The sequence below is a fragment of the Curtobacterium sp. TC1 genome (genome assembly GCF_019844075.1).
In the GTDB taxonomy this organism is placed as follows: domain Bacteria; phylum Actinomycetota; class Actinomycetes; order Actinomycetales; family Microbacteriaceae; genus Curtobacterium.
Map to the genome: position 1 here is coordinate 711,793 of NZ_CP081964.1, position 26,231 is coordinate 738,023.

26 protein-coding genes are annotated in these 26,231 nt (G+C 71.7%); 12 read left to right on the forward strand and 14 right to left on the reverse strand.

Going from position 1 to position 26,231, the window contains the following annotated elements; all coding sequences use genetic code 11:
* Positions 1 to 39: 39 nt before the first annotated feature.
* Together KZI27_RS04540 and KZI27_RS04545 are read right to left on the reverse strand one after the other, a co-directional pair.
* A complete protein-coding gene (locus KZI27_RS04540) occupies positions 40 to 858 on the reverse strand; it encodes a cytochrome c oxidase assembly protein (RefSeq protein ID WP_222661179.1) in 819 nt (272 codons plus the stop codon).
* A 148-nt stretch (positions 859 to 1,006) separates the two neighbouring features.
* Entirely contained in the window at positions 1,007 to 2,320 is a 1,314-nt protein-coding gene (locus tag KZI27_RS04545; RefSeq protein ID WP_222659498.1) for an acyltransferase family protein, read from the reverse strand.
* 169 nt (positions 2,321 to 2,489) lie between these two features.
* Here KZI27_RS04545 and KZI27_RS04550 point away from each other — a divergent pair, with 169 nt between their 5' ends.
* Together KZI27_RS04550 and KZI27_RS04555 are read left to right on the forward strand one after the other, a co-directional pair.
* On the forward strand, positions 2,490 to 2,972 hold the full coding sequence (locus tag KZI27_RS04550; protein WP_222659499.1) for a Fur family transcriptional regulator: 483 nt from the start codon (positions 2,490 to 2,492) through the stop codon (positions 2,970 to 2,972).
* 50 nt (positions 2,973 to 3,022) lie between these two features.
* On the forward strand, positions 3,023 to 4,549 hold the full coding sequence (locus KZI27_RS04555; RefSeq protein ID WP_222659500.1) for a catalase: 1,527 nt from the start codon (positions 3,023 to 3,025) through the stop codon (positions 4,547 to 4,549).
* 77 nt (positions 4,550 to 4,626) lie between these two features.
* Here the strand turns inward: KZI27_RS04555 and KZI27_RS04560 are convergent, their stop codons facing one another.
* Positions 4,627 to 5,193 (reverse strand): GNAT family N-acetyltransferase, encoded by a 567-nt coding sequence (locus tag KZI27_RS04560; protein WP_222659501.1) that lies wholly within the window; start codon positions 5,191 to 5,193, stop codon positions 4,627 to 4,629.
* Positions 5,194 to 5,390: 197 nt separating this feature from the next.
* On the opposite strand from KZI27_RS04560, the gene KZI27_RS04565 reads away from it, so the two are divergent.
* Positions 5,391 to 6,275 carry a VOC family protein gene (locus tag KZI27_RS04565; RefSeq protein WP_222659502.1) on the forward strand — a complete coding sequence of 295 codons (885 nt, stop codon included), beginning with the start codon at positions 5,391 to 5,393 and terminating at the stop codon, positions 6,273 to 6,275.
* Positions 6,276 to 6,383: 108 nt separating this feature from the next.
* Here the strand turns inward: KZI27_RS04565 and KZI27_RS04570 are convergent, their stop codons facing one another.
* On the reverse strand, positions 6,384 to 7,169 hold the full coding sequence (locus KZI27_RS04570) for an SDR family oxidoreductase (protein ID WP_222659503.1): 786 nt from the start codon (positions 7,167 to 7,169) through the stop codon (positions 6,384 to 6,386).
* Positions 7,170 to 7,296: 127 nt separating this feature from the next.
* Between KZI27_RS04570 and KZI27_RS04575 the strand changes: the two genes are divergently transcribed.
* From KZI27_RS04575 to KZI27_RS04585, 3 genes are all read left to right on the forward strand, one after another.
* Positions 7,297 to 7,863 carry a hypothetical protein gene (locus KZI27_RS04575; protein WP_222659504.1) on the forward strand — a complete coding sequence of 189 codons (567 nt, stop codon included), beginning with the start codon at positions 7,297 to 7,299 and terminating at the stop codon, positions 7,861 to 7,863.
* Positions 7,860 to 8,480 (forward strand): signal peptidase I, encoded by a 621-nt coding sequence (lepB, locus tag KZI27_RS04580; protein ID WP_222659505.1) that lies wholly within the window; start codon positions 7,860 to 7,862, stop codon positions 8,478 to 8,480. Before KZI27_RS04575 ends, lepB begins: the two co-directional genes overlap by 4 nt.
* Before the next feature lie 141 nt (positions 8,481 to 8,621).
* Entirely contained in the window at positions 8,622 to 9,443 is an 822-nt protein-coding gene (locus KZI27_RS04585; RefSeq protein WP_222659506.1) for a helix-turn-helix transcriptional regulator, read from the forward strand.
* Between the two features lie 12 nt (positions 9,444 to 9,455).
* Here KZI27_RS04585 and KZI27_RS04590 read toward each other — a convergent pair whose 3' ends face one another.
* Positions 9,456 to 9,776 carry a hypothetical protein gene (locus KZI27_RS04590; RefSeq protein WP_222659507.1) on the reverse strand — a complete coding sequence of 107 codons (321 nt, stop codon included), beginning with the start codon at positions 9,774 to 9,776 and terminating at the stop codon, positions 9,456 to 9,458.
* A 143-nt stretch (positions 9,777 to 9,919) separates the two neighbouring features.
* Between KZI27_RS04590 and KZI27_RS04595 the strand changes: the two genes are divergently transcribed.
* Positions 9,920 to 11,125, forward strand: a complete 1,206-nt coding sequence (locus KZI27_RS04595) for a PP2C family protein-serine/threonine phosphatase (RefSeq protein WP_222659508.1) — start codon at positions 9,920 to 9,922, stop codon at positions 11,123 to 11,125.
* Between the two features lie 53 nt (positions 11,126 to 11,178).
* On the opposite strand, the gene KZI27_RS04600 is transcribed toward KZI27_RS04595, so the two are convergent.
* Positions 11,179 to 12,048: a phosphoribosylaminoimidazolesuccinocarboxamide synthase gene (locus KZI27_RS04600; RefSeq protein ID WP_222659509.1), complete on the reverse strand. Its 870-nt coding sequence runs from the start codon at positions 12,046 to 12,048 to the stop codon at positions 11,179 to 11,181.
* Complete coding sequence (purD, locus tag KZI27_RS04605) at positions 12,045 to 13,313, reverse strand: phosphoribosylamine--glycine ligase (protein ID WP_222659510.1); 1,269 nt, start codon at positions 13,311 to 13,313, stop codon at positions 12,045 to 12,047. The genes KZI27_RS04600 and purD overlap by 4 nt, the downstream gene beginning before the upstream one ends.
* A gap of 57 nt (positions 13,314 to 13,370) precedes the next feature.
* On the opposite strand from purD, the gene KZI27_RS04610 reads away from it, so the two are divergent.
* Positions 13,371 to 13,733, forward strand: coding sequence for a sterol carrier family protein (locus KZI27_RS04610; protein WP_222659511.1), 363 nt, complete (start codon positions 13,371 to 13,373; stop codon positions 13,731 to 13,733).
* A gap of 249 nt (positions 13,734 to 13,982) precedes the next feature.
* Here the strand turns inward: KZI27_RS04610 and KZI27_RS04615 are convergent, their stop codons facing one another.
* Positions 13,983 to 16,568 (reverse strand): LuxR C-terminal-related transcriptional regulator, encoded by a 2,586-nt coding sequence (locus KZI27_RS04615; RefSeq protein ID WP_222659512.1) that lies wholly within the window; start codon positions 16,566 to 16,568, stop codon positions 13,983 to 13,985.
* A gap of 109 nt (positions 16,569 to 16,677) precedes the next feature.
* Between KZI27_RS04615 and KZI27_RS04620 the strand changes: the two genes are divergently transcribed.
* The gene (locus tag KZI27_RS04620) at positions 16,678 to 17,073 is read left to right on the forward strand and encodes a hypothetical protein (RefSeq protein ID WP_222659513.1); all 396 of its coding nucleotides are present in this window, start codon (positions 16,678 to 16,680) and stop codon (positions 17,071 to 17,073) included.
* An 85-nt stretch (positions 17,074 to 17,158) separates the two neighbouring features.
* Here the strand turns inward: KZI27_RS04620 and purF are convergent, their stop codons facing one another.
* Positions 17,159 to 18,616 (reverse strand): amidophosphoribosyltransferase, encoded by a 1,458-nt coding sequence (gene purF / locus KZI27_RS04625; RefSeq protein WP_123310271.1) that lies wholly within the window; start codon positions 18,614 to 18,616, stop codon positions 17,159 to 17,161.
* A gap of 73 nt (positions 18,617 to 18,689) precedes the next feature.
* On the opposite strand from purF, the gene purM reads away from it, so the two are divergent.
* Positions 18,690 to 19,787 carry a phosphoribosylformylglycinamidine cyclo-ligase gene (purM, locus tag KZI27_RS04630; RefSeq protein ID WP_222659514.1) on the forward strand — a complete coding sequence of 366 codons (1,098 nt, stop codon included), beginning with the start codon at positions 18,690 to 18,692 and terminating at the stop codon, positions 19,785 to 19,787.
* Positions 19,788 to 19,956: 169 nt separating this feature from the next.
* Here purM and KZI27_RS04635 read toward each other — a convergent pair whose 3' ends face one another.
* A complete protein-coding gene (locus tag KZI27_RS04635) occupies positions 19,957 to 20,175 on the reverse strand; it encodes a DUF3073 domain-containing protein (RefSeq protein WP_123310266.1) in 219 nt (72 codons plus the stop codon).
* Positions 20,176 to 20,333: 158 nt separating this feature from the next.
* Between KZI27_RS04635 and KZI27_RS04640 the strand changes: the two genes are divergently transcribed.
* Entirely contained in the window at positions 20,334 to 21,461 is a 1,128-nt protein-coding gene (locus tag KZI27_RS04640) for an NAD(P)-binding domain-containing protein (RefSeq protein WP_222659515.1), read from the forward strand.
* A gap of 255 nt (positions 21,462 to 21,716) precedes the next feature.
* On the opposite strand, the gene KZI27_RS04645 is transcribed toward KZI27_RS04640, so the two are convergent.
* The 4 genes from KZI27_RS04645 to KZI27_RS04660 form a co-directional block, all read right to left on the reverse strand.
* Positions 21,717 to 22,157 (reverse strand): DoxX family protein, encoded by a 441-nt coding sequence (locus KZI27_RS04645; RefSeq protein WP_222659516.1) that lies wholly within the window; start codon positions 22,155 to 22,157, stop codon positions 21,717 to 21,719.
* Positions 22,158 to 22,266: 109 nt separating this feature from the next.
* On the reverse strand, positions 22,267 to 22,512 hold the full coding sequence (locus KZI27_RS04650) for a DUF3072 domain-containing protein (protein ID WP_123310260.1): 246 nt from the start codon (positions 22,510 to 22,512) through the stop codon (positions 22,267 to 22,269).
* 53 nt (positions 22,513 to 22,565) lie between these two features.
* Positions 22,566 to 23,318 carry a hypothetical protein gene (locus KZI27_RS04655; protein WP_222659517.1) on the reverse strand — a complete coding sequence of 251 codons (753 nt, stop codon included), beginning with the start codon at positions 23,316 to 23,318 and terminating at the stop codon, positions 22,566 to 22,568.
* 11 nt (positions 23,319 to 23,329) lie between these two features.
* Complete coding sequence (locus KZI27_RS04660) at positions 23,330 to 25,567, reverse strand: APC family permease (RefSeq protein ID WP_222659518.1); 2,238 nt, start codon at positions 25,565 to 25,567, stop codon at positions 23,330 to 23,332.
* 130 nt (positions 25,568 to 25,697) lie between these two features.
* Between KZI27_RS04660 and KZI27_RS04665 the strand changes: the two genes are divergently transcribed.
* Positions 25,698 to 26,117 carry a MerR family transcriptional regulator gene (locus tag KZI27_RS04665; RefSeq protein WP_222659519.1) on the forward strand — a complete coding sequence of 140 codons (420 nt, stop codon included), beginning with the start codon at positions 25,698 to 25,700 and terminating at the stop codon, positions 26,115 to 26,117.
* Positions 26,118 to 26,231: the final 114 nt, after the last annotated feature.

Genomic DNA, 26,231 nt, shown 5'->3' on the forward strand with positions numbered 1-26,231 from the left:
TGTCGTTCCGGGTCAGCGCCGTCGCCGCCCGCCCCGCGCTCACCCGCGGCGCTGCAAGTGCGCCCGCGTGAGTTCGTCGATCTGCTCGTCGGTCAGGGCGTCGACCGCGTGGGCCTCGCGGCGATCGGTCCGCTGCCACCGGATGAACAGCGAGATGAGCACGGGGATGTCCGCCACCTCGGCGATGAACCACAGCAGGTCGCCCGCCAGGTGCTGATCGCGCAGCGGGGACGGGAACCACGGCTGCCCGACCGCCTGCACCACCGAGCCGTCGAGTACGCGGTTCGTGATCCGCAGCACGATGCCCGGCACCGCGTCGATCATCAGCTCGACGAACGCGAGCAGGAACTCCGCGGTGACGAACGTCGACGACCGCAGCACCCCGGGCTCGGACAGCGGGGCGAGCAGTCCGAAGCCGAGCGCCGGCACCGTCACCGTGATGACGACGGCCCAGACGGACGATCCCCGCAGGGTCGCCGCGAACGGTGTCAGCAACAGGCCGAACAGGACGAGGGCGACCAGCGGCGCGACGATCGCGTTGCCGAGCAGACGCACTGGACGTGACCCCATGGCGGCGTCTGCGGCGTGCGCGAGGCGATCCGGGCCTCCCGTCCGGAGCAACGACACGGGCGCACCGAGCGCGGCGAAGGTGGGGACCGCGAAGAAGAGCAGGGCGGACCGCAGGACGAACGCCCACCGCAGCTGCTGGTCGTACACGCCGACGATGCCGAACTGCAGGATCCCGAACACCACCAGCGCCGCGACGAAGGCGAGGGTGCGCCACCAGGGCCAGCGCGCGCCGCGGCGGGCAGCACCGACGACCCACCAGCCGTACGCGACCGCGGCGACGACGATCATCACCGCTGACAGGGGATCGAACCGCCAGGTGCTCCAGAACTCGGGTGTCGACGGCGTCGGGTGCCTCCTGCGGATCGGCCTCGTGCCATCCTCTGCCCGGCGTGTGTGCCGGCGCAGACCCGAGCGGCCCCGATCGGTGAGAACCGGTTCAGATCCGGGTGCCGCCCCGGGCCGGCGTGGTCCGCGAGAGCAACCACACCCCGATCGGCACCGCGACGGCGCCGATGACCGCGACCCCGAACGACAGGTGCAGCTGCATCACGAGGAACGCCGGACCGATCGTGCAGATCGCCGCGACGGCGACGACGGGCCACGACGGACGGTCGGCCGAGGGCAGCAGGCGGGGGAGCGGGCGGTCGAACCAGCGCAGCGCTCGAGCGACCCCGAGCGCGACGGCGAGCACCACGACCAGTGCGACGACACGGGACGCCCACCACGGACCGGAGCCCGGCGTCGGGAACGGCACCCCGACCAGCAGGGCGACCCCGTTCAGCGCGATGAAGAGCGGCAGGTGCCACAGGTAGATGGTCATGCCGTCCCGACCGAGCACGAACACGGCGCCGAGCGCGGCCCTGGTGCGCATCAGGCGGGTGAGCGGGGCGTGCACGAGCTGGACCAGGCAGGCCTGTGCGATCGCGAGGAACGCCAGCGGGAGCATCGGCGGGTTGAGGTCCTGCAGCATGTCCGGTGCCCACAGCCCGACCGAGGTCATCGGGACGAGCAGGGCGTAGGCGACGACCGCCACCGCGAGCAGGAGCGCCTTCGACCGCCGCGCGAACCAGCCGTCGGCCCAGAGGAACCCGAGCTGCTGGGCGAAGAGCCACACCGGTCCGAGGTTGAGCAGTCCGACCTCGGCGACCCCGGTGGCCAGGCGGATCGCGTCGACCGCTCCGGCGAGCAGCAGCAGGACGCCGAGGGTGGCCCACGGTGCCCGCTCGTGCAGGCGCATCATCAGCGGCACGCAGCACTGCGTGATGCCGTACGCGGCGAGGAACCAGAGCGGCGAACCGATGCCGAACGCGACCTCGGCGAGGAGGTCCGGCGGGGTGCCGGCAGCCGTCGCCACCCCGAGCCCGAGTGCGAGGAACACGAACAGCGGGACCGCCGGCCGGAACAGGCGCACCAGCCGGGTGGCCAGGTAGTCGCGCGCGGGGCTCGGTGCACCGCGGGCGACGGTGCTGCGCCAGCCGGTCGCGCTCGCGAAGCCGCCGACCACGAAGAAGAGGGGCATCACCTGCCCGACCCAGGTGGCGGCGACGTACCACGGGAGCTCCTGCAGGGGGCTCGTCACCCGGACCCCCTGGTCGTCGGCGGCGACGCCGACCATGGTGACGTGCACGATGACGACGAGGACGACGCAGGCCGTCCGGATGAGGTCGACGACCAGGTCCCGCTTCGCGATGATCCCCCGGACGTCCGGTGCGCTGTTCGCCTGTTCAGGCAGACCGTGGCTCGTGGACATGTCCGGACGCTAGCGTGCCGAACGGTCGGTCCAGGGTCGTCCCAGCTGATCGCGACCGGATCGTGACACTTCGTATTCCGGCAGCGGCATGCGCCATCGCGCCGACCGTTGGCAGAAGCTCGTGTACAGTGGCCACGTTGTCTTGATTCCTGCAAAAGAAAGGCTCAGCATGGACGCCGACGCCGATCTGCTCCGCACCTCGGGCCTCCGGGTCACGACGCCGCGACTCGCGGTGTTGCGGGCCACCGAATCGATGCCGCACGCCACCGCCGACGACATCGTCACGGCACTCACTGCGGAACTCCCGACGACCAGCCACCAAGCCGTCTACGGGGTCCTCGCCGCGCTCACCGGTGTCGGGCTCGTCCGACGCATCGAGCCGGCCGGCAGCCCCGCGCGCTACGAGCGACGGACCGGGGACAACCACCACCACATCGTCTGCACGCTGTGCGGCGCGATCGAGGACGTCGACTGCGCCGTCGGACACTCGCCCTGCCTCACCCCGTCGGACGCACACGGCTTCGCCGTCACCACCGCCGAGGTCACCTACTGGGGCATCTGCGAGCGCTGCGCCGCGGCCGAGCGCGACGACGCGGGCGCAGAGGCGCCCGACGCAGCCGCAGGCGCCCCCGACGCCCCGCGCGTCCCCTGAACCACCCGAGCACCCCTGACCGAACCAACCGTTCCACCCAAGGAGGAACCGTGTCCGACCAGAACACGACCGGCACCCCGTCCGGCACCCCCACCACCACGACCAACTCCGGCGCTCCCGTCTCGAGCGACGAGCACTCGATGGGCGTCGGGGCCGACGGCCCCCTCGCGCTGCACGACCACTACCTGGTCGAGAAGCTCGCCCAGTTCAACCGCGAGCGCGTGCCGGAGCGCGTCGTCCACGCGAAGGGCGGCGGAGCGTTCGGTACCTTCACCGTCACGCAGGACATCAGCAAGTACACCCGCGCCGCGTTCCTGCAGCCGGGCCAGCAGACCGAGATGCTCACGCGCTTCTCGTCCGTCGCCGGCGAGCAGGGTTCGCCCGACACCTGGCGTGACCCCCGTGGGTTCGCGCTGAAGTTCTACACGTCCGAGGGCAACTACGACCTCGTCGGCAACAACACCCCCGTCTTCTTCATCCGCGACGGCATCAAGTTCCCCGACTTCATCCGTTCGCAGAAGCGCCTGCCCGGCTCGCACCTGCGCGACCACGACATGCAGTGGGACTTCTGGACCCTGTCGCCCGAGTCGGCGCACCAGGTCACCTGGCTCATGGGCGACCGTGGCCTGCCGGCGAGCTGGCGCGAGATGGACGGCTTCGGTTCGCACACCTACCAGTGGATCAACGCCGAGGGCGAGCGCTTCTGGGTGAAGTACCACTTCCTGACCGAGCAGGGCCACAAGACCCTGACGCAGGAGGACGCCGACCGCATCGCCGGTGAGGACGCGGACTTCCACATCCGTGACCTGCACGCCGCGATCGAGCGTGGCGACTTCCCGCGCTGGACGCTCAAGGTGCAGATCATGCCCTACGCGGACGCCGAGTCGTACCGGTTCAACCCGTTCGACCTGACGAAGGTGTGGCCGCACGCGGACTACCCGCTCATCGAGGTCGGCACGATGGAGCTCAACCGCAACCCGGAGAACTACTTCGCGCAGATCGAGCAGGCGACGTTCGCGCCGTCGAACTTCGTGCCCGGCATCGCGGCGAGCCCCGACAAGATGCTCCTGGCGCGCATCTTCAGCTACGCGGACGCCCACCGCTACCGCGTCGGCACGAACCACGCGCAGCTGCCGGTGAACGCCCCGAAGAACGAGGTGCACTCGTACTCGAAGGACGGCGCCATGCGCTTCGACTTCCAGAAGTCCGAGGTGCCGGTGTACGCCCCGAACTCGCTCGGTGGCGCGCACGCCGACCCGACCGCGACCGACGACGTGCCCGGTTGGGAGTCGGGCGGCGCGCTGCAGCGTTCCGCGGCGACCCTCCACCCGGAGGACGACGACTTCGGACAGGCCGGCACGATGGTCCGCGAGGTCCTCGACGACGCCGCCCGTGAGCGCCTGGTCGGCAACATCGCCGGTCACGTCTCGAAGGTGACGCGTGACGACCTGCGCGAGCGTGTCTTCGCGTACTGGACGAACGTCGACGCCGACCTCGGTGCGCGCGTGCGCGCCGCGGTCGTGCCGAGCGCGCCGGGTTCGAACGAGGACCCGGAGACGGTGGCCGTCGAGGCGTGAGCCCAGACCGCAACGAGCGGACGGGAGGCCCGGTACCAGCTGGTACCGGGCCTCCCGTCCGTTGGTCTGAAGCGGTTCTAGACCTGCTGGCCGTTCAGCCAGATCGGTCCTGCTGGCCAGTCCTCGAGCTGTGCTGCCACCGGCAGCACCATCCAGCCGCCCTGGTCGGTCATCGGCAGGCCGGCGCCCTCGGCCGTGAAGGCCGTGTAGTCGGCGACCACGTCGTCGAAGTGGTGCCAGCCGAGGTTCGCGTAGAAGGGGATGCGGTTCTCGCCCGCGCCGAGGAATCCGTACGGCACCGCCAGGCCCTCGAGCACCGCGTGTGCCCGCTCCATGAGTTCGCGGCCCTTGCCCGTTCCCTGCAGTCGGGGCGACACGGCGACGAGACCGGTGTCGCCGACGAGCACGTCCTGGCCGCCGACCGTGATGAACATGCGGCGGATCCCGACGTGCGCCAGGACGACGCCGTCCTGGTCGCGGGCGAGGACCCGGCGCTCGGGCTGCATGCCGGACCAGCTGCGGCCGCCCACGTACCAGTGGGACCAGTCCGGGAACGCCTGCCCCAGCAGCGCTGCGATCGCTTCGTGGTCGGGGAGTGAGAGGGAGCTCTCCTCGAGCACCTCCCACCGGATGTCATCAGTCACGCGTCCATCCTGCCCGGATGTGGTGGAGGTCGTTGCGTCCGCTTGGTCCGGCAAAGCGACAGATCGCCGCGAACCGTTCGCGGCGATCTGTCGCTTTGGCGGGCGCCTCGCGCCGGGATTGCGCGGATCTGTCGCTCTGGTGCAGCCGACGGACCCATTTGGTTGACGCGTCAACCAAATGGGCGCACACTGGTGCCATGCACACGCAGGATCTCCTCGCCGCCGACACCGGGATGGGCGCCGTCACCCTCCGCGTCGCGAACCTCGACCGGATGATCGGCTACTACCGCGACGCCGTCCAGCTCGCGCTGCTCTCGAACGAGGGCGGCGTCGCCGTGCTGGGGCGACCGGGCGCCGGTGGTCTGGCGATCCCGATCGTGATCCTCGAGCACGCGCCGTCGATGCAGCACGCGGGCCCCCACGACGCCGGCCTGTTCCACACCGCGATCCTGTTCGACACCCGGGCAGACCTGGCCGCGGCGCTGTACTCGGTCGCGACGAAGTTCCCGCAGACCTTCACCGGCAGCGCCGACCACCTGGTGAGCAACGCGTTCTACTTCACCGATCCCGAGGGCAACGGCGTCGAGCTGTACTGGGACCGCGACCGCACCGAGTGGTCGTGGACCCACGGCATGGTCGACATGGACACGAAGTACGTCGACCCGAACGCGTTCCTGCAGGAGCACCTGACGCAGGACGCCCTGGACACCGCCGCGGCACGCCCCGGCAAGGTCGGCCACGTGCACCTGTCGGTCGGCGACGTCGCCAGCGCGAAGGCGTTCTACGTCGACAAGCTCGGCTTCGCGACGACGGCCGGGTGGGGTGAGGCCCTGTTCGTCAGCGCCGGCGGGTACCACCACCACATGGCGATGAACACCTGGAACTCCCGCGGGGCCGGGCGCCGCCAGCTCGCCCTCGGGCTCGGACTCGTGCGGATCGAGGTGCCGGGGGCCGACGACCTCGGCGCCCTCGTGTCGCGCATGCACGACACCGGGGTGCAGACCGCCGACGACGGCCGGACGGTCGCGTTCGAGGACCCGTGGGCGAACCGCATCGAGGTGACCGCGCCCGGTCGCGGCTGAGCCCGCGGGGCGGCCGAGACTCGGGCTGAGCGACACTCCTCGCCCCCGCGGCCCCGAGAAGTGTCGCTGACCCCGAGTCTCGGCACTCCCACCCGCGGCCGCCGCCGGTCACGCGCGGTTCGAGATCCCGCCGTCGGACGTCAGCAGCTGCCCGTTCACCCAGGCGCCCTGCTCCGAGCAGAGGAACCCGACGAGCGCCGCGGTGTCCGACGGGCGTCCGAGCCGGCCGAGCGGCGTCCCCTCGACCGCCCAGCGCTTGACGTCGTCGGACATCCACCCGGTGTCGTTCGGACCGGGGTTCACGACGTTCGCGCTGACGCCCAGGCTGCCGAGCTCCTTCGCGGCGCCGAACACGATGCGGTCGAGCGCACCCTTCGAAGCCCCGTACGGCAGGTTGTACGCGATGTGGTCGCTCGTCAGTGCGACGATCCGCCGACGGTCGCGTGGTGCGGCGTCGCCGGCGCGCTCGAGTGCGGCCGCGTACGCCTGCACGAGCAGGAACGGCGCGCGGGCGTTGACGGCGAAGTGCCGGTCCCACGACTCGACGGTCGTGGTCCGGAAGTCCGAGTCCACCGATTCGCAGTGCGACATCACCAGCGCGGTGACGGGTGCGCCCGCCTCCGTCTCGGCACGGCCGACCAGCGCGGCAGCCTGTTCCGGGTCCTCCAGGTCGACCGGGAGGCGCGTCACGCGTGCGCCCACCGACTCGCACTCCTGCACGACGGACTCGACTCCGTCGGGATCCGCCCCACCGCTCACGCGGTCGTCGTACGGGCCCCACCACGAGATGGCCAGGTCCCAGCCGTCGGTCGCCAGCCGGGTGGCGAGCGCCGCGCCGATGCCGGCTCTGCGGCCCACGCCGGTCACCAGGGCGAGTGGTCGTGCGGACGTCATGCGGGCCTCCTCTTCGGTGCTCCGTCGCACCGATCGCCACCCAGTCTGCCGGAACCGGGCACGCTCGTGGCCATCGCACTCGGCGTCCTGTCGGCGAGGAGCGGCACGCGAGGGCCAAGATGGACGGATGCCACGCACACGACCACCGCTCGGACGCGGACGCGGACCCCGCGGCGGTCGTCCGGACCCGCGCGACCTGCCGATCGAGCACGTCCGCGACCGGATGTCGTCCTACATCTACGGCAACATCACGGTGCTCGCCGCCGCGATCGCCGTCGACCCGGCCGCCATCCACCACGGTTCGGCGAGCTGGGCCGTCCTGGCGACCGCGGTCCTGACCTACCTGGCGCACGTGCTCGCGCACCTGGTGGCACACGGGCTCGGCGGCGACGAGTCCGAGACCGACGACGCGCGGCGCGAATCGGTCGTGACGATCATGCGGAACGCGAACCCCATCGCGACGTCCGGGCTCATCCCCGCGGTGCTGTACGCGGTGGCGTGGGCCGGGTGGATCCCGGCGGGGTGGGCGCAGACGGCCGCCCTGGTCATCCTGGTCGTGCGCATCGGGATGGTCGGCGTCTTCATGCAGCGGTTCAGTGGCAAGCGCCCCACGTTCCTCGGGCTCTGGGGCGGCATCGTGCTGGCCGCCGTGGCGTTCGTGATCGGTCTCGTGAAGGTGGTGTTGACGCATTGAGTGCCGCCGAGTCCGAGCCGAAGCCGAAGCGGGCCGGCTGGAGGTTCGTCCGCGACCTCGTGGTCATCGTCGTCGTGGCGCTGCTGGCGTCGTTCCTGGTGAAGACCTACCTGGTCCGGTCCTTCTACATCCCCTCCGCGTCGATGGAGAACACGCTGCTGGTCGGCGACCGCGTGCTCGTCAACGAACTCGTCCCCGGCGCCGTCCCGCTGCAGCGCGGTGACGTCGTCGTGTTCCAGGACCCGGGCGGCTGGCTCGGCACCGGGCAGGGCGACGACCTGATCAAGCGCGTGATCGGCCTGCCCGGCGACACCGTCTCGTGCTGCGGCACCGGTGGTCACCTGTCGGTGAACGGCCACCCGGTCGACGAACCGTACGTGGTGCCCGAGATCGGGTCGGACCGGGTCTCCGGCACCGACTTCGACATCACCGTGCCGAAGGGGCGCATCTGGGTGATGGGCGACAACCGGTACAACTCGGCCGACTCCCGTGTGCACGGCACCGTCCCGGTCGACGACGTGGTCGGTCGTGCGTTCATCACCACGTGGCCGGTGTCGCGGTGGACGGTGCTCTCGCGGTACGCCGACGAGTGGGACCAGGTGCCGGACCCGTCCTGAGCGGTCCTGAGCGGTCCGGGCGGTCGTTGCCCGCCCCGGCCGTCCGGTGCGGTAGCGTTCCGGTTCCCGGGCCGGACCGTCCGGCGCGGGGCGGGGGGAGGCACTGTTCCGATGGACGCTGTGCCCGACGACGCTGCGCCGATGGACGCTGAGCCCATGGACGCTGTGCCGATGGACTACGTGACCGGGGGTGACGCGGACCTGTCGATCCGGCGCATCGGGACGCACGGACACCGGTCCGGCACGATCGGACCCCGTCCGGACCACGTGGTCTTCTGGCTCGCCGACGGCCGTGCCCGTCTGACCGCGGACGACGGCTCGTGCTGGGACGTCGGCGTCGAACGCCCGATGATGCTCTCCGCGTCGGTGGCGTACGGCTTCGACACCGACGCGACGGCGATGACCCTGCTGCACCTGGCGCCGGCCCTGCTCGGCGACCGCGACGGCGTGGCCGAGTTCCGCCAGCCGGACGCCGCCGACCCCCGGATCGAGCCGCTCCGGGCACTGCTCCGCGACGTCACCGATCGGGTGCTCGACCCGGCGCTGCCGGCCGGCGAGCGGGCCGCGGTGAACCGGCGCATCGCCACCGTCGTGCTGTCCACGTTCGCGCCGTCGCGGTCGGACGTCGAGCACCGGATGCGCCGCGCGATCCGCTTCGTGCACGACCAGGCCGGCCGGCCGCTCTCGGTGGGCGACATCGCGGCCTCGTGCGGCCTGACCGAGCGCGGCGTGCAGGCCCTCTTCCGCCGGCGTCTCGCAGTGACGCCGATGCAGTACCTGCGCGAGGTCCGACTCGACCGGGTCCACCTCGAGCTCGGGCGCTCACGCTCCGGAGTCCTGCTGGTGGGCGACGTCGCCCGTCGCTGGCAGTTCACGCACCTCGGACGCTTCGCCGCGCACTACCGCGCACGCTTCGGCGAGCAGCCGCACGAGACGATCGCGCGGGGTCCCGGCGCGGTCTGAGGCGACGGGCGCTCAGCAGCCCGTCGTCGTCAGCGTGACCGTCGCGACGGCGTCGTTCGTCACCGTCGTCGTCTGCGGGCACAGCTCGCCAGCACGCACCGTGACCTTGCCGAGCGGGACGCCCGCGAAGTCCGCGGTGCCGCCGGGGAACACCCGCTGGTGCTCCGACAGCTTGCCCGTCGACGCGAAGACCTTCACCTCGTACGGGTGGTCGGCGGCGTTGTCCGACACTGTGACCGAGACCTGGCCGGTGGAGTCGTGGGCGCCGCACCCCGCGAGCGTCAGCAGGGCCGCCGCAGCGAGGGCGACGGTGGGCAGGACGGGGCGGGACACGCGTCCAGGGTAGTCCGGCGCCGGATCGGTCCGGGCCGGGGACGACCGTCGCGTGCACTCGGCGTGCCTGCCCCGTGGACTGGGGTGGTGCGTCCTCCGTAGTGGGGACAGGCCCTGTCCGGTTGGCGCGTTAGCGTGGGTGCATGCACCCGGAGACCGCGACGACCGTCCCAGTCACCAGCGCGACCGACGCCGTGCGCCGAGCAGCACTGCTCGCCGCGCTCGACGTGGTCGAGGGCGGTGCCGAGGAACGGTTCGACCGGATCACCCGCATCGCGCGTGAGGCCCTCGGCGTGTCCGGCTCGTTCCTGAACCTGGCGGGCGACACCTCGCTGACGATCAAGTCCCAGCAGAGCGACGCCCACTTCGGACCGGACATCCCGCTGCAGGACACCTTCTGCGGGCGGACGCTGGGGGAGCGCGGCCCCGTGCTGGTACCCGACGCGCGCACCGACGCCCGATACTCCGACATGCCGATGGTCGTCGGCGACCCGAACGTCCGCTTCTACGCGGGCGTGCCCCTGCGGCTCGGCGACGACGACGTCAAGGTCGGGACCCTCTGCCTCATCGACCCCGAACCGCGGACCCTCGACGCCGACGAGCTCGCCCTGCTCCAGGAGCTGGGCGTCTGGGCCGAGCGGGAACTGGCCGCCGGTGCCGACGAGGACCGCCTGCGCTCGGTGCTCGCGGGGCTCGAACCCGGCACGGTCGACGTGCCCGGCTACCGCATCGCGGGCCTGTCCGTTCCGCACGGCGTCGTCTCCGGCGACTTCCACGACTGGCACCGTTCCGGCGACGACGCGGTGCACCTGACGGTGGCCGACGTCATGGGCAAGGGCATGTCGGCCGGGCTGCTCGCCGCGAACATCCGCGGCGCCCTGCTCGCCCGCGGCGACGTGGCACCCGACGTCGCCGTCGCCGAGCTCGAGGCGCAGGTCGCACCCGACCTCAGCCGCGCCGAGTCCTTCGCGACGCTGTTCCACGGCCGGCTCACCCCCTCGACCGGTCGGATCGACTTCACCGACGCCGGACACGGGCTCGTCCTGCAGCTCCGCGACGACGGCGCCGAGCGGATCCTGCGGTCGTCGGACCTGCCGATCGGGCTGCACCCGGCGGGCATCGAACGTGCCTCGGGATCGCTCGTCATGCGGCCGGGTGACGTGGTCATCGTGGTCAGCGACGGCGCGCTCGAGCTGTGGGACTCCACGCTCGCGTCGCTGTCGCAGCTCGGGGCGCTCTACCGCGGGTCGCCCGACATCGCGACGTTCCTGCAGCGGGTGCGGTCGCGTGCGGTCGACCACGACCCGGGCGACGACCTGACCGTCGTCGTGGTCGCGCGCGACCTCTGACGACGGGCCGTGGGCGGCGGTCGGCAGGCGGTCGCCGTCGGTCGTCCGGCTCGCTAGGCGCCGAGGCGCTCGATGAGCTCGGCGTAGCGCGCGGCCGTGCGGGACACGATCTCCTCGGGCAGCACCGGCGGCGTGCCCTGGCGGTCCCAGTGGGCGCTGAGCCAGTCGCGCACGATCTGCTTGTCGAAGGAATCCGTGCGACCGTCGGCGCGGGCGTCCCAGTACCGGCTCGAGTCGCTCGTCAGGACCTCGTCCGCGATCCGGATCCGGCCGTCGGCGTCCTGCCCGAACTCGAACTTGGTGTCCGCGATCACGACGTCGCGCTCGAGGGCGATCGCCGCCGCCTCGGTGTACACGTGCAGCGACAGGTCACGCAGCGTCGCCGCGACGTCCGCACCGACCAGGTCCACGGTCTGCTCGTACGAGATGTTCTCGTCGTGCTCGCCCTGGGGTGCCTTGTAGGCGGGCGTGTAGATCGGCTCGGGCAGCCGGTCGCCGTTCGACAGCCCCTGGGGCAGGGCGACGCCGCAGACGCTGCCGGTCTGCTGGTACTCGGCCCAGCCGCTGCCGACCAGGTACCCGCGCACGACGCACTCGACGGGGAACATCTCGAGCGGCATGACGTGCATCGACCGCGACTCGACCTCCGCCGGCACGGGGGTGCCGCCGGACGACGGGCCGATGATGTGGTTCGGCACGTCGCTCAGCTGCGTGAACCAGAACCGCGACAGGCGGGTGAGCAGCTCGCCCTTGCCCGGGATCGGCGGCTCGAGCGCGAAGTCGTACGCGCTGACCCGGTCGGACGCCACGAGCAGCAGCTCGGACGCGCTCCGGATGTCGGGGGTGCCGGTCGGCACGTACAGCTCGCGGACCTTGCCCGACGAGACGTGGTCCCAGCCGGCGATCACGGGCGCGCCGCTCATCGGGTGACCTTCGCGGCGATGTCGGTGCGGTACTGCGCGCCCTGCAGGGTGATGTCGCCGAGTCCCGCGTACGCGCGCTCCCGCGCCTGCGCGAAGTCGGAGCCGACCGCGACGACGCTGAGCACGCGGCCGCCGGTGGCGACGAGGGTGTCGTCGAGCACCCCGGTGGCGGCGTGGGCGACGGAGACGCCGTCGCGGGCGTTCGCGGCGTCGATGCCGGCGATGGGCCGGCCGGTCTGCGGGTTCTCCGGGTAGCCCTCGCTCGCCAGCACCACGGTCACGGCGGCTTCGTCGCGGAACTCCGGCGCCGGGGTGCTCCCGAGTCGACCGGTCGCGGCGGCGAGCAGCAGTCCGCTCAGCGGCGTCGCCAGGCGGGGGAGGACCACCTGGGTCTCCGGGTCGCCGAAGCGTGCGTTGAACTCGATGACCCGGACGCCCTGCTCCGTGACGATGAGGCCGCAGTAGAGCAGGCCGACGAACGGCGTGCCCTCGTGCTCGAGGCGACGGACGGTGGGCAGCGCGACCAGCTCGGTGACCTCGTCGACGAAGGCCTGTTCGGACGCCCAACGATCCGCCAGCCACGGCAGCGGCGAGTAGGCGCCCATGCCGCCGGTGTTCGGTCCGAGGTCGCCGTCGGCCAGGCGCTTGTAGTCCTGCGCGGGGCTGAGCGGCCGGACGTCGTGCCCGTCGCTCAGGAAGAACAGCGAGACCTCTTCGCCGTCGAGGAACTCCTCGACCACGACGTGCCCGTGCTGCAGCCAGTAGGTGGCGTGGTCGATCGCGGCCTGGCGGTCCTCGGTGACGAGGACGCCCTTGCCGGCGGCGAGACCGTCGGCCTTCACGACGTACGGTGCGCCGAGTTCGTCGATCGCCGCGACGGCTTCCGCTGCCGTGCCGGCGTACACCGGGCGACCCGTCGGCACGTTCGCCTCGGACATGATCCGCTTGGCGAAGGCCTTCGAGCCCTCGAGCTGCGCGGCGGCCTTGCCGGGCCCGAAGACCGGGATGCCCCGGGTGCGGACCGGGTCGGCCACGCCGGCGATGAGCGGTGCCTCCGGTCCGACGACGACCAGTTCGACACCGTTCTCGATCGCGTACTCGGCGACGAGGGCACCGTTCGTGGGGTCGAGGGAGACGGTCTCGACGTCGGCGGCGATGCCGGCGTTGCCGGGAGCGGCCGTGATGACGTGACCTGCCCGTTCAGCGAGGAGGGCCGTGATGATCGCGTGCTCGCGGGCACCGGAACCGAGGACGAGGATTCGCACCCGATCACCCTACCGAGGAGGACTCGCCCCCCGCGAGGCGACGGCTAGCCTGTGGAGATGCCACCCAGGAGGATCGAGGACGCCGCCGGCCGCGCCGCACTGACCGCGGTGCAGCAGGGCGACACGGCCAGGGCGACCATCGCGACCGCCGTCCGGTGGACGCTGCAGCGCCTCGCCGACGACGTGCCGGGCAACAGCGTCGAGGTCCGGGTACCGCCGTTCGCCGCGGTCCAGGCCGTCCCCGGCCCCCGACACACCCGTGGCACGCCGCCGAACGTGGTGGAGACCGACGCCACGACGTGGCTCGCGCTCGCCACCGCGGAGCTGACCTGGGACGAGGCGGTCGCACAGTCGCGCGTCAGTGCATCCGGGTCGCGCGCGGACCTGACGGCGTTCCTGCCGGTGCGCGTCGCGCTCTAGTCGCGTCGACCACGGACCCGCTGGAAGCGACGGAGCCGAGTACCTAGGCGGACGAACCGAATTAGGTAGTCCCTACCGATGCGGCCGCATGAACCACGTACCTAGGCTTGAAGTCGCCGGGATTCGGACCCGACCCGAACGGGTCCGAACCCGGCGACAGGGACCAAGGTACGCGAAGTTCCACACAACGTGTCAACCGGCGCGGCGCGTCGTGCTGCAATGCGCAACGTTCTTGCGTCACGGGTGGACTCAGACGAGACCGGCGAGCTCCGACCGCGCGTGCACGTCCCACTTCGCGAACACCCGCGACAGGTGGGCGTCGATGGTCCGGGTGGAGAGCCCGAGCTCCTCGCCGATGAGCCGGTTGCTCAACCCCCGCGCCGCGAGCTCGGCGACCTGGTACTCGCGGTTCGTGAGCGGTGGTTTCGGCCGACCCGCCGTGACCGCCATGCCGTGCGACGCGAGCACCCGCTCCGCCGCGATCATCCGCGTGCGGTCACGTGCGGTCAGGGCGTCGGTGTACTCGACGATCGCCGCGGCGAGCGGGCCGTCGACCCGGGCTGCCGCCTCGCGCATCCGACCGAGCGACGTGCCGGTGTCCCGCCCGTTCAGCATGTCCATCGCGTAGTGCAGCGTCTGCGCGTACATGACGTGCGTCCACGCGCCGCTCGCCGTGGCGCGGTCGATGATGTCGTCGGCGTGGCGGAGGGCCGCGGGGTTGCCGAGCACCGCCTCGGTCCAGGCGATGGTCATCGCGACCTGCTCCCCGGTGATCCGCATCGCCCGCTGCGGGGTGGCCCGCGCACGGTCGAGGGCACGCGTCGCATCCTCGGCCCGGCCGGCGTAGGCGTACGCCATCGCGAGCCGCGCCCACGGGTAGGCCGCGAAGCCGCCGTGGTCCGCGACGTCGTAGCGTTCGCAGGCGGCCGAGAACGCCGCGATCGCGTCGTCCCAGCGCCGTTGCCCGATGGCGAGGTTGCCGTCCCCGATGAGCTCGAGGGTGAAGTCGTACTTCAGGTACGGGTTGGAGCGCCGGACCGGCACCTCGGTGAGCAGATCGGCGAGGTCGCCCCGCCAGACCTGCACCTGGTGCAGCACGGACACGATCTCACCGACGCTCCAGGGGGCGTCCTCGAGGTGTTCGACCGCGGTGGCCAGGGCGCGGCGGCCGAGGGCCGAGGCGTCGTCGAGCCGGCCGGCCGTCGCGAGCGCCATGATCGCGCAGGGGGCGACGCAGAGGAACGCGAACGGGATGGTCGGGGCGTGCACGATGCCGCTGCGTTCGAGCTCGGCCCGGACCTCGTCGAAGCGGCCGCCCCAGCCGAGGTGCGCGAGCCGCAGCAGGCGGAGCCGTTCGACCGCTTCGCCGGACACCAGGCGGCTGGCGGCGTCGGTGAGCGCCACGGCGGCCAGCACGTCGTCGTCGTGGAACTGCCGGATGTTGGCGAGGATCTCGCAGGCCTCGACCACGAACGCGTCGTCCACCGTGGCGTGGTCCGCACGGACGACGGCCCAGGCCGCCTCGGCGTCGGCGCGACCGGCCTCGCGCCCGTCGCTGTACGAGTACGCCAGTGACCGCAGGCAGCGCGCGGCGACCTGCTCGTCCGGGTGCAGGGTCCGCCGGAGTGCGGCGGAGGTCAGGGCGATCGCGCTCTCGTGCTCCTGCAGCCGCACCGCGACCTGCGCCGCGTCGAGCAGCTGCTCGACCGGGGGCACGACACCGCAGTCGAGGGCCCAGAGCGCCGACCGCAACCGTGCGGCGGGCGGAGCGCCCTCGGGACTGTCGGCGCGGAAGGCGTTCGCGCGGGCGAACAGCGCCGTGCGCCGTGCCACCGGGACCAGGGCGCGGATGACCTCGCCGACGAGCGGGTGCTGCGGACGGGCCACCGCGGCGCCGTCGTCGAGCGAGTCGATCCGGACCAGACCGAGTGCGACCACGCGGTCGACGTCGCCGCCGCTGACCAGACCGAGCAGCCGCGCGAGCGGGATCGGGTCGGCGAGTGCCACGATGTCGACGACGTCGCGCAGGTCCTCCGGCAGCGCGCCGAGCTCGGTCCGGTACATGTCGGCGAGGCTGTTCGACGCGGTCACCCGCCCCCGCCAGTACCACCCGGACGCCGTGTGCTCGAGGGCGCCGGAGGTCAGGGCGGCCCGGACGACCTCGCGCAGGTAGAGCGGGTTGCCGGCGGTCGCGCGGTGCACCCGCTCGGCCGACGCGTTCTCGAGCTGCGAGCCGAGCGCCTCGGCCACCAGGGCCGACGTCTCGCGCAGGCTGAGCGGCTCGAGGTCGATGCGCTCGAGCAGGTCGTCCTGCCACAGGGCGCGGAGCGGTTCCGACAGCGCGGTGAAGTCGCGGCAGGTCAGGACGAGCCGAACGCCCTGGTGTCGGACGAGCCACGCCACGTACCGGGCGGAGATCGCGTCGAGGTGGTCGGCGTCGTCGACGCGCAACAGGACGTCACGGTCCGCGAGGTCGGCGATCGCCCGGAGACGCTGCTCGGCCCCGGAGTCGTCGGACAGCTCGGACAGGGTCGCCGGCAGCTCGCCGAAGCGGTCCGAGATCGCCCCGAAGGGCATCGACCGCCCGGTGGCGACGGCGGTGATGGGCACCACGACCGTGCGGCCGGAGCCGTCCCGTCCGGCGACGCGGTCGGTGACGCGGGCCGCGACGGTGCTCTTGCCGAGACCGGGAGCGCCGACGAGCGCGACGCTCCACCGGTGCTCCGCGACGACGGACACGGCACGGTCCTCCTCGCGACGCTGCATCACGGGCCAGGTCAGGCGCGCGGGGATGCCCGGGGTGCGACCTCGCCCCCGTACGGTCCGTTCTCGCATCCGCGTCACCTCCTCGCCTGTGGGATACCAACCGGTACGGACCATCCTCTCCCGGAACTGACCGTGCGCACAGGCCGGGGGACGTCCCACAGTGGGGGACAATGGGTGGGTGAGCAACACCGATCGACCCGACGACCAGCCGGTCCCGGCCCCCGCGCTGAACGCCGTCTCCACCTCCGACGAGGTCACGATCCGTCGTGCCCCGAAGTTCGGGGTGTTCATCGTCGGCGGCGCGGTGCTCGGGTTCATCGCGACCCTGGTCGTCGTCTCGCTCACCATGAACCTCGGTGGCCAGCAGGAAGAGTCGAGCTTCGGCAGCCTCGTGGGCTACTTCAGCCTGTGGGGCGTCACGATCGGCGCCTTCGTCGGCGCGGTCGTCGCCGTCGTGTTCGACCGGGTCTTCGCCCGGCGAGCGGCCCGCCTGACGGCGGAGCGCGTCGAGGTCGAGCTGCCGCCCGAGACGGTCGACGGCGAGATCGACGAGCACGGCGACCAGCGGCCGTAGTCGCACCCACCTGACGGACGGGAGGCCCGTGGCGACACCGCCACGGGCCTCCCGTCCGTCTGGTGGTCGCGATCGCGACCCCCACTCAGCTGAGCTGGTTCGCCTCGACCCAGGACAGGTACTCCGGGCTCACGGTGCCCGTGACGTACTCGCCCGTGAAGCAGCTCATCTCGAGGTCGGTCACGTCGGAGCCCTCGATGATGGCGTCCCGCATGTCGCCGATCTCCTGGTAGATCAGGTGGTCGCTGCCGAGCACCTTGTTGATCTCCGGGATCTTCCGGTCGTGCGCGATGAGCTCGTCGCGCGTCGGCATGTTGATGCCGTAGACGTGCGGGAACCGGACCGGGGGAGCGGCGCTCGTGAAGGTGACCTCGTTCGCACCGGCGGCGCGGGCCATCTCCACGATCTCCTTGCTCGTCGTGCCACGCACGATCGAGTCGTCGACGATCAGGATGTTCTTGCCCTTGAACTCCGACGACATCGCGTTGAGCTTCTGCCGGACGGACCGCTTGCGTTCCGCCTGGCCCGGCATGATGAACGTCCGGCCGACGTAGCGGTTCTTGTAGAACCCCTCGCGGTACTCGATGCCGAGCTTCCGTGCGACCTGCATGGCCGCGGGGCGCGACGAGTCCGGGATCGGCATCACGACGTCGATGTCGCCGGTCGGCGCGTACTGCTCGATGGTGTCCGCCAGCCGGTTGCCGAGGCGCAGGCGGGCGTCGTACACCGAGATGCCGTTCATGACGGAGTCGGGACGCGCCAGGTACACGTACTCGAACGAGCACGGCACGAGCCGCGGGTTCTTCGCGCACTGCCGGGCGTGCATCTGCCCGTTCATCTCGATGAAGATCGCCTCACCCGGGGCGACGTCGCGGACGATCTCGTAGCCGCCGGACTCGAGCACCAGCGACTCGCTCGCGACGACCCACTCGGGTTGGCCGGCCTCGTCGAACTTGTGCCCGAGGATGAGCGGCCGGATGCCGAACGGGTCGCGGAAGGCCAGGAGCCCGTGGCCGGCGATCGTCGCGATCGTGGCGTACGAGCCCTCGACGCGCTCGTGCACGCGCTCGACGGCGTCGAAGACCTGCCCGGCGTCGAGGTCCGTGCCGCGGACCTGCCCCTGCAGCTCGTGCGCCAGCACGTTCACCAGGAGCTCGGTGTCGCTCGTCGTGTTCAGGTGCCGACGGTCGATGTCGAACAGCTCGCGAGTGAGTTCTCGCGTGTTGGTGAGGTTGCCGTTGTGCACGAGGACGATGCCGTACGGCGCGTTCACGTAGAACGGCTGCGCTTCTTCCTCGTTGCTCGCCGCGCCCTTCGTGGCGTAGCGCACGTGACCGAGGCCCATGGTGCCGAGGAGCGCGCGCATGTCACGGGTGCGGAACGCTTCCCGCACGTGACCGCGGGTCTTGTGCATGTGGTGCACGTGACCCTCGACCGTGGCGATGCCCGTCGAGTCCTGCCCGCGGTGCTGCAGGAGGAGCAGTGCGTCGTAGATGGATTGGTTGGCGGGGCCCTGTGCAACGAGGCCGACGATGCCGCACATTCGCGGGTGTGCTCCAGACCGTAGAATCGGGGGGTACCGAACAAGTCTGCCATGTCACCGCGAAGGACTCCGCATGCCCAACCCGTACGCCGAAGCCGGAGTGGACACCGCCGCCGGTGACCTCGCCGTCGAACTCATGAAGTCCGCCGTCGCGGCGACCCACAACAGCCACGTGCTGGGCGGCGTCGGTGGCTTCGCCGGACTCTACGACGTGTCCTTCCTGAAGGACTTCGCACACCCGTTGCTCGCGACCTCGACCGACGGCGTCGGCACCAAGGTCGCCATCGCGCAGGCGATCGACAAGCACGACACCATCGGGCAGGACCTGGTCGGCATGGTCGTCGACGACATCGTCGTGGTCGGCGCGAAGCCGTTGTTCATGACCGACTACATCGCCTGCGGGCGTGTCGTCCCGAACCGCATCGCGGACATCGTCGCCGGCATCGCCCGCGGCTGCTCGGCGACGGGCACCGCACTGGTCGGTGGCGAGACCGCCGAGCACCCGGGGTTGCTCGGTCCGGACGACTACGACGTGGCCGGCGCCGCGACGGGCGTCGTCGAGGCCGGTTCGCAGCTCGGCGCCCACCTGGTGCAGGACGGCGACGTCGTGCTCGCGATCGAGTCGTCCGGGCTGCACTCGAACGGGTACTCGCTCGTCCGGCACATCCTCGCGTCGCGCGGGGTCGGGTACACAGACCAGCTACCCGAGTTCGGCGGCGTGTCCGTCGGCGAAGCACTGCTCGAGCCCACCCGCCTGTACACGACGCCGCTGCTGGAGCTGCTCGAGCAGCACCCGGGCGCCGTGCACTCCCTGTCGCACGTGACCGGTGGTGGCATCGCCGCGAACCTGGCGCGCGTCCTGCCCGTCGGCTCCTGGATCGAGGTCGACCGCTCGAGCTGGCAGCCGCTCCCCGTCTTCCGGGTGCTCGCCGACATGGCAGGGACGCCGATCGAGGACACCGAGGGCACCTGGAACCTGGGCATCGGCATGTTCGCCGTGGTGTCCGCCAGCGCCGCGGTGGACGTCATCGAGTCGCTCGGCGTGGCAGGGATGCCCGCCTGGCCCGTCGGCACGATCGCCACGTCGGCCCGCGACCTGTCCGGCTTCGAGCAGGGGGCCAAGGGTGTCGACGGTGGCGCGGTGCGGCTCGTCGGGAGCTACGCAGCCTGACCCGGGCCGGTCGCGGTCGCACGGGCTGCCGCTCGGACGTGGTCCGGACAGCAGCCCGTGCGACCGCGACGCCCGGCTGGCGGGACGTCACGCGACCTCGGCAGCCGACTGTCCGGGCACGCAGAAACGCCGCGCTGCCCGAAGGTGCGCGGCGTGACGGCGATGCAGGTCAGGCGGACTTGTTCTGGTCCGCTTCGGTCTCGAACTCGTCCGCGTCGTCTGCCGCCTCGGGACCGTACTGGTCCGCCCAGCGGTCGACGAGATCGTCATCGGAGTGTTGTCCGGCGGAGAGCTCCTGCTCGAGTGCACCGTAGTTCGTCTGCGGGCTGAAGTACTTCAGCTCGCGGGCAACCTTGGTGTGCTTCGCCTTTTGACGGCCGCGCCCCATGCGTGACCCCCTCGTTCGGCTCTGGTCCGGTCCTGGCGAATGACGGAAGATCACTCGGGGAACCAGACGGTTCGTGGTTTGAAATCTGCCGATCACTCTACCATGTACCTCGATCTGGACGTCGCCGCGACGGCTCCGCGCACAGGAGAATCGAAGTGATGACCGAACCCCTCGAGAACCCAGTCGACCAGCACGCCCGTGTGGTCGTGATCGGTGCGGGGCAGGCTGGGCTGTCCGTGGGATACCACCTGCGCCGCCTGGGGCTCGTGCCGGGCACCGACCTCGTGCTGCTCGACCGCGCCCCGAGCACGGGTGGTGCCTGGCAGTTCCGGTGGGAGGCCCTGCGGCTCGGCGCGGCGCACCGCGTGCACGACCTGCCCGGGATGCGGGCCATGGGGCTGCAGTTCGACGACGCCGATCGGTCACGACCCGCCCGGGATGTCGTGGGGGAGTACTACCGGCGGTTCGAGCAGCACTACGACCTGCGGGTCCGACGTCCGGTCTCGGTCTCGTCGGTCTCCCGGCTCGACGGCGACACGGCAGCTGGCGGCCTCTGCGTCACGACGCGGTCCGCCGACGGCACGGAGACCCGGATCCGCGCTGACGTCGTGGTGAACGCGTCGGGGACCTGGGGCACCCCGTTCGTGCCGTGGTACCCGGGCCGCGGCGTGTTCCGCGGACGACAACTCGACACCACCGACTACCGGAGCGCTGCGGAGTTCGCGCGGCAGGACGTCGTCGTGGTCGGCGGCGGGACGAGTGCCATCGGCTTCCTGCTCGAGCTCGACGGTGTCGCCCGGTCCACCCACTGGTTCACGCGGCGGCCGGTGGTGTGGGCGGACACCGCGTCGCTCGACCTCGAGTCCGCGGTCGCGGCCGTCGACGAGCAGGACCGGGCCGCCCGTGCCGGCGAGGTGCTGCCGAGCATCGTCAGCGGCACCGGTGTCCCGGTCTCGCGGCGGATCCGGGCGGGCATCGACCGCGGGGTCCTGCGCGACCAGCCGATGTTCACCCGGATGGACGAGACCGGCGTGGTCACGGCCGACGGCACGCACGTGCACGCCGACGCGGTGCTCTGGGCGACCGGGTTCCGGGCCGATCTGCGGCACCTCGCGCCGTTGCACCTGCGGACCGCGGCCGGCGGGGTCGTCGTGGTGGACGGGCGATCGGTCGACGAGCCGCGCCTGTTCCTGGCCGGGTACGGGCCGCAGGCGTCGACGATCGGTGCGAACCGGGCCGGACGGCTCATCGCCCGCCAGGTGATGGACGTGCTCGCCGCCGCGTGAGCCGCTCCGGACTGCGCACGGTGCGAGGTCCGTCGGGCGGTGCGGGGTCGGCGGACGGCGCACGGTGCGAGGTTCGTCGGGCGGTGCGGGGTTGGCGGACTGCGCACGGTGCGAGGTTCGTCGGGCGGTGCGAGGTTGCCAGCTCGGTGCGAGGCTCTGACGGCGCACCGAGCGGTCAACCTCGCACGGGCCCACGAAGCACGCACCGTGCGCAGCGCGACGAGGCGGCCGCAGGCAGCACCGGCGCAGCGCAGGTCAGGCGGGCAGGGGCTCCTGCACGCCACGACGTCGGCGGGACGCCGCCAGGAACACGGCGTCGAGCGAGAACCGCCCCGGACCGGTCAGGGCCACGGCGAGGGACGCGACCGCCAGGACGAGCACGTACTCGAAGCCGCCGTCCTGCGAGTAGAAGCCGGACGAGGCATGCGCGAGCCGCCCCGCGACGACCATGTCGACGGCGAGCAGGACACCCACGACGCGGGTCGCGACGCCGAACACGAGCAGCACGCCGCCGACCAGTTCGAGTCCGGCCACCAAGGGCGCGGCGAGGTCGGCGAGCGGGACGCCCATGCCGGAGAAGCCCTGGGCGACGTTCGGGATGCCCTGGGCGAACTTCTGCGCGCCGTGGGCGATGAACACCACCCCGAGGACGATGCGGAGCGCGGTCAGGCCGATGGAGGTCGATGTCGTTCGCATGGCCACGAAGGTATCCGGTGACACGTCATCGAAGCCCCTCGTCCGGGGGTCTACCCGGACATCACCAGAACACGCCCAGGCTGGGGTCCGCCGAAGGGCGGACCCCCACTCAGGAACCCGACGAGTCCGTGCCGCGTCCGGTCTGCTGCTGCAGGCGGTCGATGTGCTCCGAGGCCTCGGCCTTCGTGAGGTCGGCGGAGAGTTCCTCACCGGCTTCGCGGGCCAGGGTGTCGAGGTAGCTGCGCTGCGGTCCGGTCATCGGCTCGTCACCGGTGACCCACTGCTCGGGGTCCTTGCTCGCGTCGGTCGACGGGTCCGGACGGGCGCCGCCGAGGGTCTCTTCTGCATCACTCATGCCACGGACGCTACGCCGCACCCCCGACGTACCGCGCAGCCGCCTGTCCCCCGTCAGGCCGGGGTGGCCGTGTAGCGCACCAGGTCCGGGCCGACCGCACTCGTGGCCATCGGCACCGCCCGGCCGTCGCGCCGGATCCAGATCGTCGCGGCCTGCTCGTCGATCCGCTCGACCTCGTGCAGCGAGCCGTCGAGCAGCACCGTCGCGGACACCACGACCCGGCCGCTGGACGGCCGCGGAGGCAGCCCGGGGACGTCGTCGTACGCCGCGTACTCGCCGGGCTGCAGGAACGGGGACACCGGTGCGGTCACGACCTCGAAGCCCTCGTCGACCTCGGAGACCGCCACGAGCCGCACCGCCTGGTCCGTCGGCAGCGGGACGTCGACCACCCAGGGCGCGTCGGAACCGGCCAGTGCGCGGAAGGCGGGCCGACCGTCGGGGGCGAGCCGTGCCTCCAGGCCGTCGATCCGGACCCGTCCGCGACCGCGCGAATCGGCGAACAGGCCGGGCTCGATGCCGGACTGCCGTGCCTCGAGGCGCGTGATGACCACGCGGTCCGGGCGGTACCAGTCGCGCAGCGTCGACGGGTCCACCCAGCCGACGCTGGGGACGCCGCGCGCCAGCGCTGCCGACTCGTCGGCAGCGCGCTCGTCGAGCGCACCCATGGGGTGTTCGCCGCGCACCGCGACGAGTCCCTCGTGGGGGCTGCCCGCGGCGGGCTCGTGGTCCAGCACCTCGACGCGCTTCGACACCTTGCCGCCGTGGCCGTCGAACGTCGCGAACGTCCTTAGGTCCGTGATCGTCATGACGTCAGATGCTACGACTCGTCGCCCCGGCGCGGCGAGGTCGGCACGAGCGCGTGCAACTCACCCGTGCAGAGCGCGGGGTCGACGCCCTCGGCGGGACCCGCCGGACGAGTGGCCCGTCGCGGCTGCGGACCGTTCCGCGGCTGCAGGCTGTTCCGCTTCGCCGACCGAGCCAGGCGGTCGTCGGCCGAGCCGTCGACCGGTGCCGCGGCCGAGCCCGCTCCGGACCGGCGGAGCGGTGGGCGCACCGGTTCGCCACGACGCTCCTGGCCGGGCAGCGGACGCGATCGGCGGCCGTAGAGCAGTTCCGACGAGTCGAGCAGCCACGGCACGAGCGCAACGGTGACGCCGTGCACGAGCAGGAGCTTCTTGCGGATGCGCCGGCCGCGGTGGTTGTGGAGCAGACCCTCCCACCAGTGCCCGACGATGAAGATCGGGGTGTAGACGGTCACGACCTCGGAGCCGTGCTCGAGCCGGTGCGCCTTGATGTACTTGATGAGCGGCATCGAGATGTCGCGGTAGGGACTCGGCACGATGGTCAGCGGCATCCGGATGCCGTACTCGGCCCACTGGTCGCGCAGGTGCTGGGCGTCGGCGTCGTCGATCGCGACGTGGACCGCCTCGCAGCTGGCGTGCTCGGCCGCGATCGCGTAGTCGATGGCCTTCAGCACGGGCTTCTGCAGCTTGTTCACCAGCACGACCGCGTGGTCGCCGGTCGCGCCGAACTCGGTCTCGACGTCGGCCTCGATCTCGTGCGAGACGTCGCGGTAGTACCGGTTCACACCGAGCATGAGCACGTACAGGATCGGCATGATCAGGAAGACGAGCCAGGCGCCGTGCGTGAACTTGGTGATCGTGACGATGACCAGGACGACGAGGGTGAAGGTGGCGCCGATCGCGTTGATGGTGCGCGAGCGCAGCACCTGCGCGCGGTTGACGGACGGGTCCTCGGTACCGCTCCGGTCCGCCCGCAGCAGGCGCGTCCAGTGCACGACCATGCCCGTCTGACCGAGCGTGAACGACACGAAGACGCCGATGATGTACAGCTGGATGAGGCTCGTGACGTTCGCCCGGTAGACCACGAGCAGCGCTGCGGCGACGAGCGCCAGCACGATGACGCCGTTCGAGTAGATGAGCCGGTCGCCGCGGGTGGACAGGGCCTTCGGGGCGTACGAGTCGCGGGCCAGGATCGAGCCGAGCAGCGGGAAGCCGTTGAAGGCCGTGTTCGCGGCCAGGAGCAGGACCGCGGCGGTCGTCGCCTGGATGACGAAGAACAGCACCGAGTTGTCGCCGAACGTCGCCGCCGCGATCTGGGCGATGAGGGACCGCTGCGGCGTCGAGGCGCAGTCGGCGAAACCCTGCAGGTCGCAGGCGCGTTCGGCGTAGTGCACGCGGGACACGAGCGCGAGGGTGATGAGCCCGATGAACAGGACGATCGCGATGCCGCCCATCGCCACCAGGGTCGCCTGCGCGTTCTTGATCTTCGGGCGCCGGAAGGCCTGCACGCCGTTCGCGATGGCCTCGACGCCCGTGAGCGCCGAGCAGCCGGAGGCGAAGGCCCGGAGGAGCAGCAGGATGAACGCCGCCTGGGTGGTGTGCTCCACGTTGTCGACGGTGTAGCCGGCGGACTCGGCGACCGGGGCGTGCCCGGTGGCGACCCGGACCAGGCCGGTGACGACCATCACGAAGACGGACGCCACGAACAGGTAGGTGGGGACGGCGAAGGCCTTGCTCGACTCCCGCACCCCACGCAGGTTCGTGGCGGCGAGGAGCACGACGAACACGAGCGCGAGTTCGACGCGGACGTCGTTCAGCATCGGCAGTGCCGAGATGATGTTGTCCACGCCGGACGCCACCGACACCGCGACCGTCATCACGTAGTCGACGAGCAGCGCGCTCGCGACGACCAGGCCGGCCTTCTCGCCGAGGTTCCGGTGCGCCACCTCGTAGTCGCCACCACCCGACGGGTACGCCTTGATGAGCTGCCGGTACGACGCGACGACCACCACGAGCAGCAGCACGACGAGCGCGGCCACCCACGGTGCGAACGTCAGGAACGACATGCCGCCGAGCAGCAGGATCATCAGGAGTTCCTGCGGCGCGTACGCGACGGAGGACAGCGGGTCACTCGCGAAGATCGGCAGGGCCAGGTGCTTCGGGAGGAGCTGTCCTTCGAGCTTCTCGGAGGGGAGGGGATCCCCGATCAGTCGCGCTTTCAGCGACCGGACCTCGTTCGTCACGAGCGGCAAACCTACTCAGTTCCGGGCGGGAGTCAACACGGGTGTCCGAGCAGTCATTCCCGGTCGGGCGCACGTCGTCCGCTCCGACTCCGGGCGGCCCCTTGCGGTTGACGCCGCGTCAACCTCTACGGTGTGGTGCATGAGGGATCCGTCAGACAACGCCGCCGCAGCTGCGAAAGCGCCCCACGGCATCGCCGACGTTGCGCGATCCGCCGGGGTCTCGAGCCGCACGCTCCGCCACTACGACGCCATCGGACTGCTGCCGGCCACCGCCGTCGGCGACGGCGGACTCCGCCGCTACGACGACCGGGCACTCGTCCGGCTGCAGCGCATCCTGCTGCTGCGTGGCACGGGCCTCGGGCTGTCCGAGATCGGCCGGCGGCTCGACGCCGAGCCGGACGACGCGTCGGCACTCGCCGCGCACGTCGTCGGCCTCGAGCGCGAGCGGGACCGGCTCGCCCGGCAGCTGGCAGCCGTCCGCACCACCATCGCCCGCACCGAGCACGGTGAGCGTCTGGCGGTGGTGGACGCGTTGGACGGGTTCGCTCCCGTGCCGTGACGGAACCAGGTTCCGGTCACGGCACCACGGATCGGCGTGGTGCGGTGTCCGGAACCTGGTTCCGAGGGCGGGTGGCGCGACGGGCGGCCGGGAGGCACTGGTCGCGACCGCCTG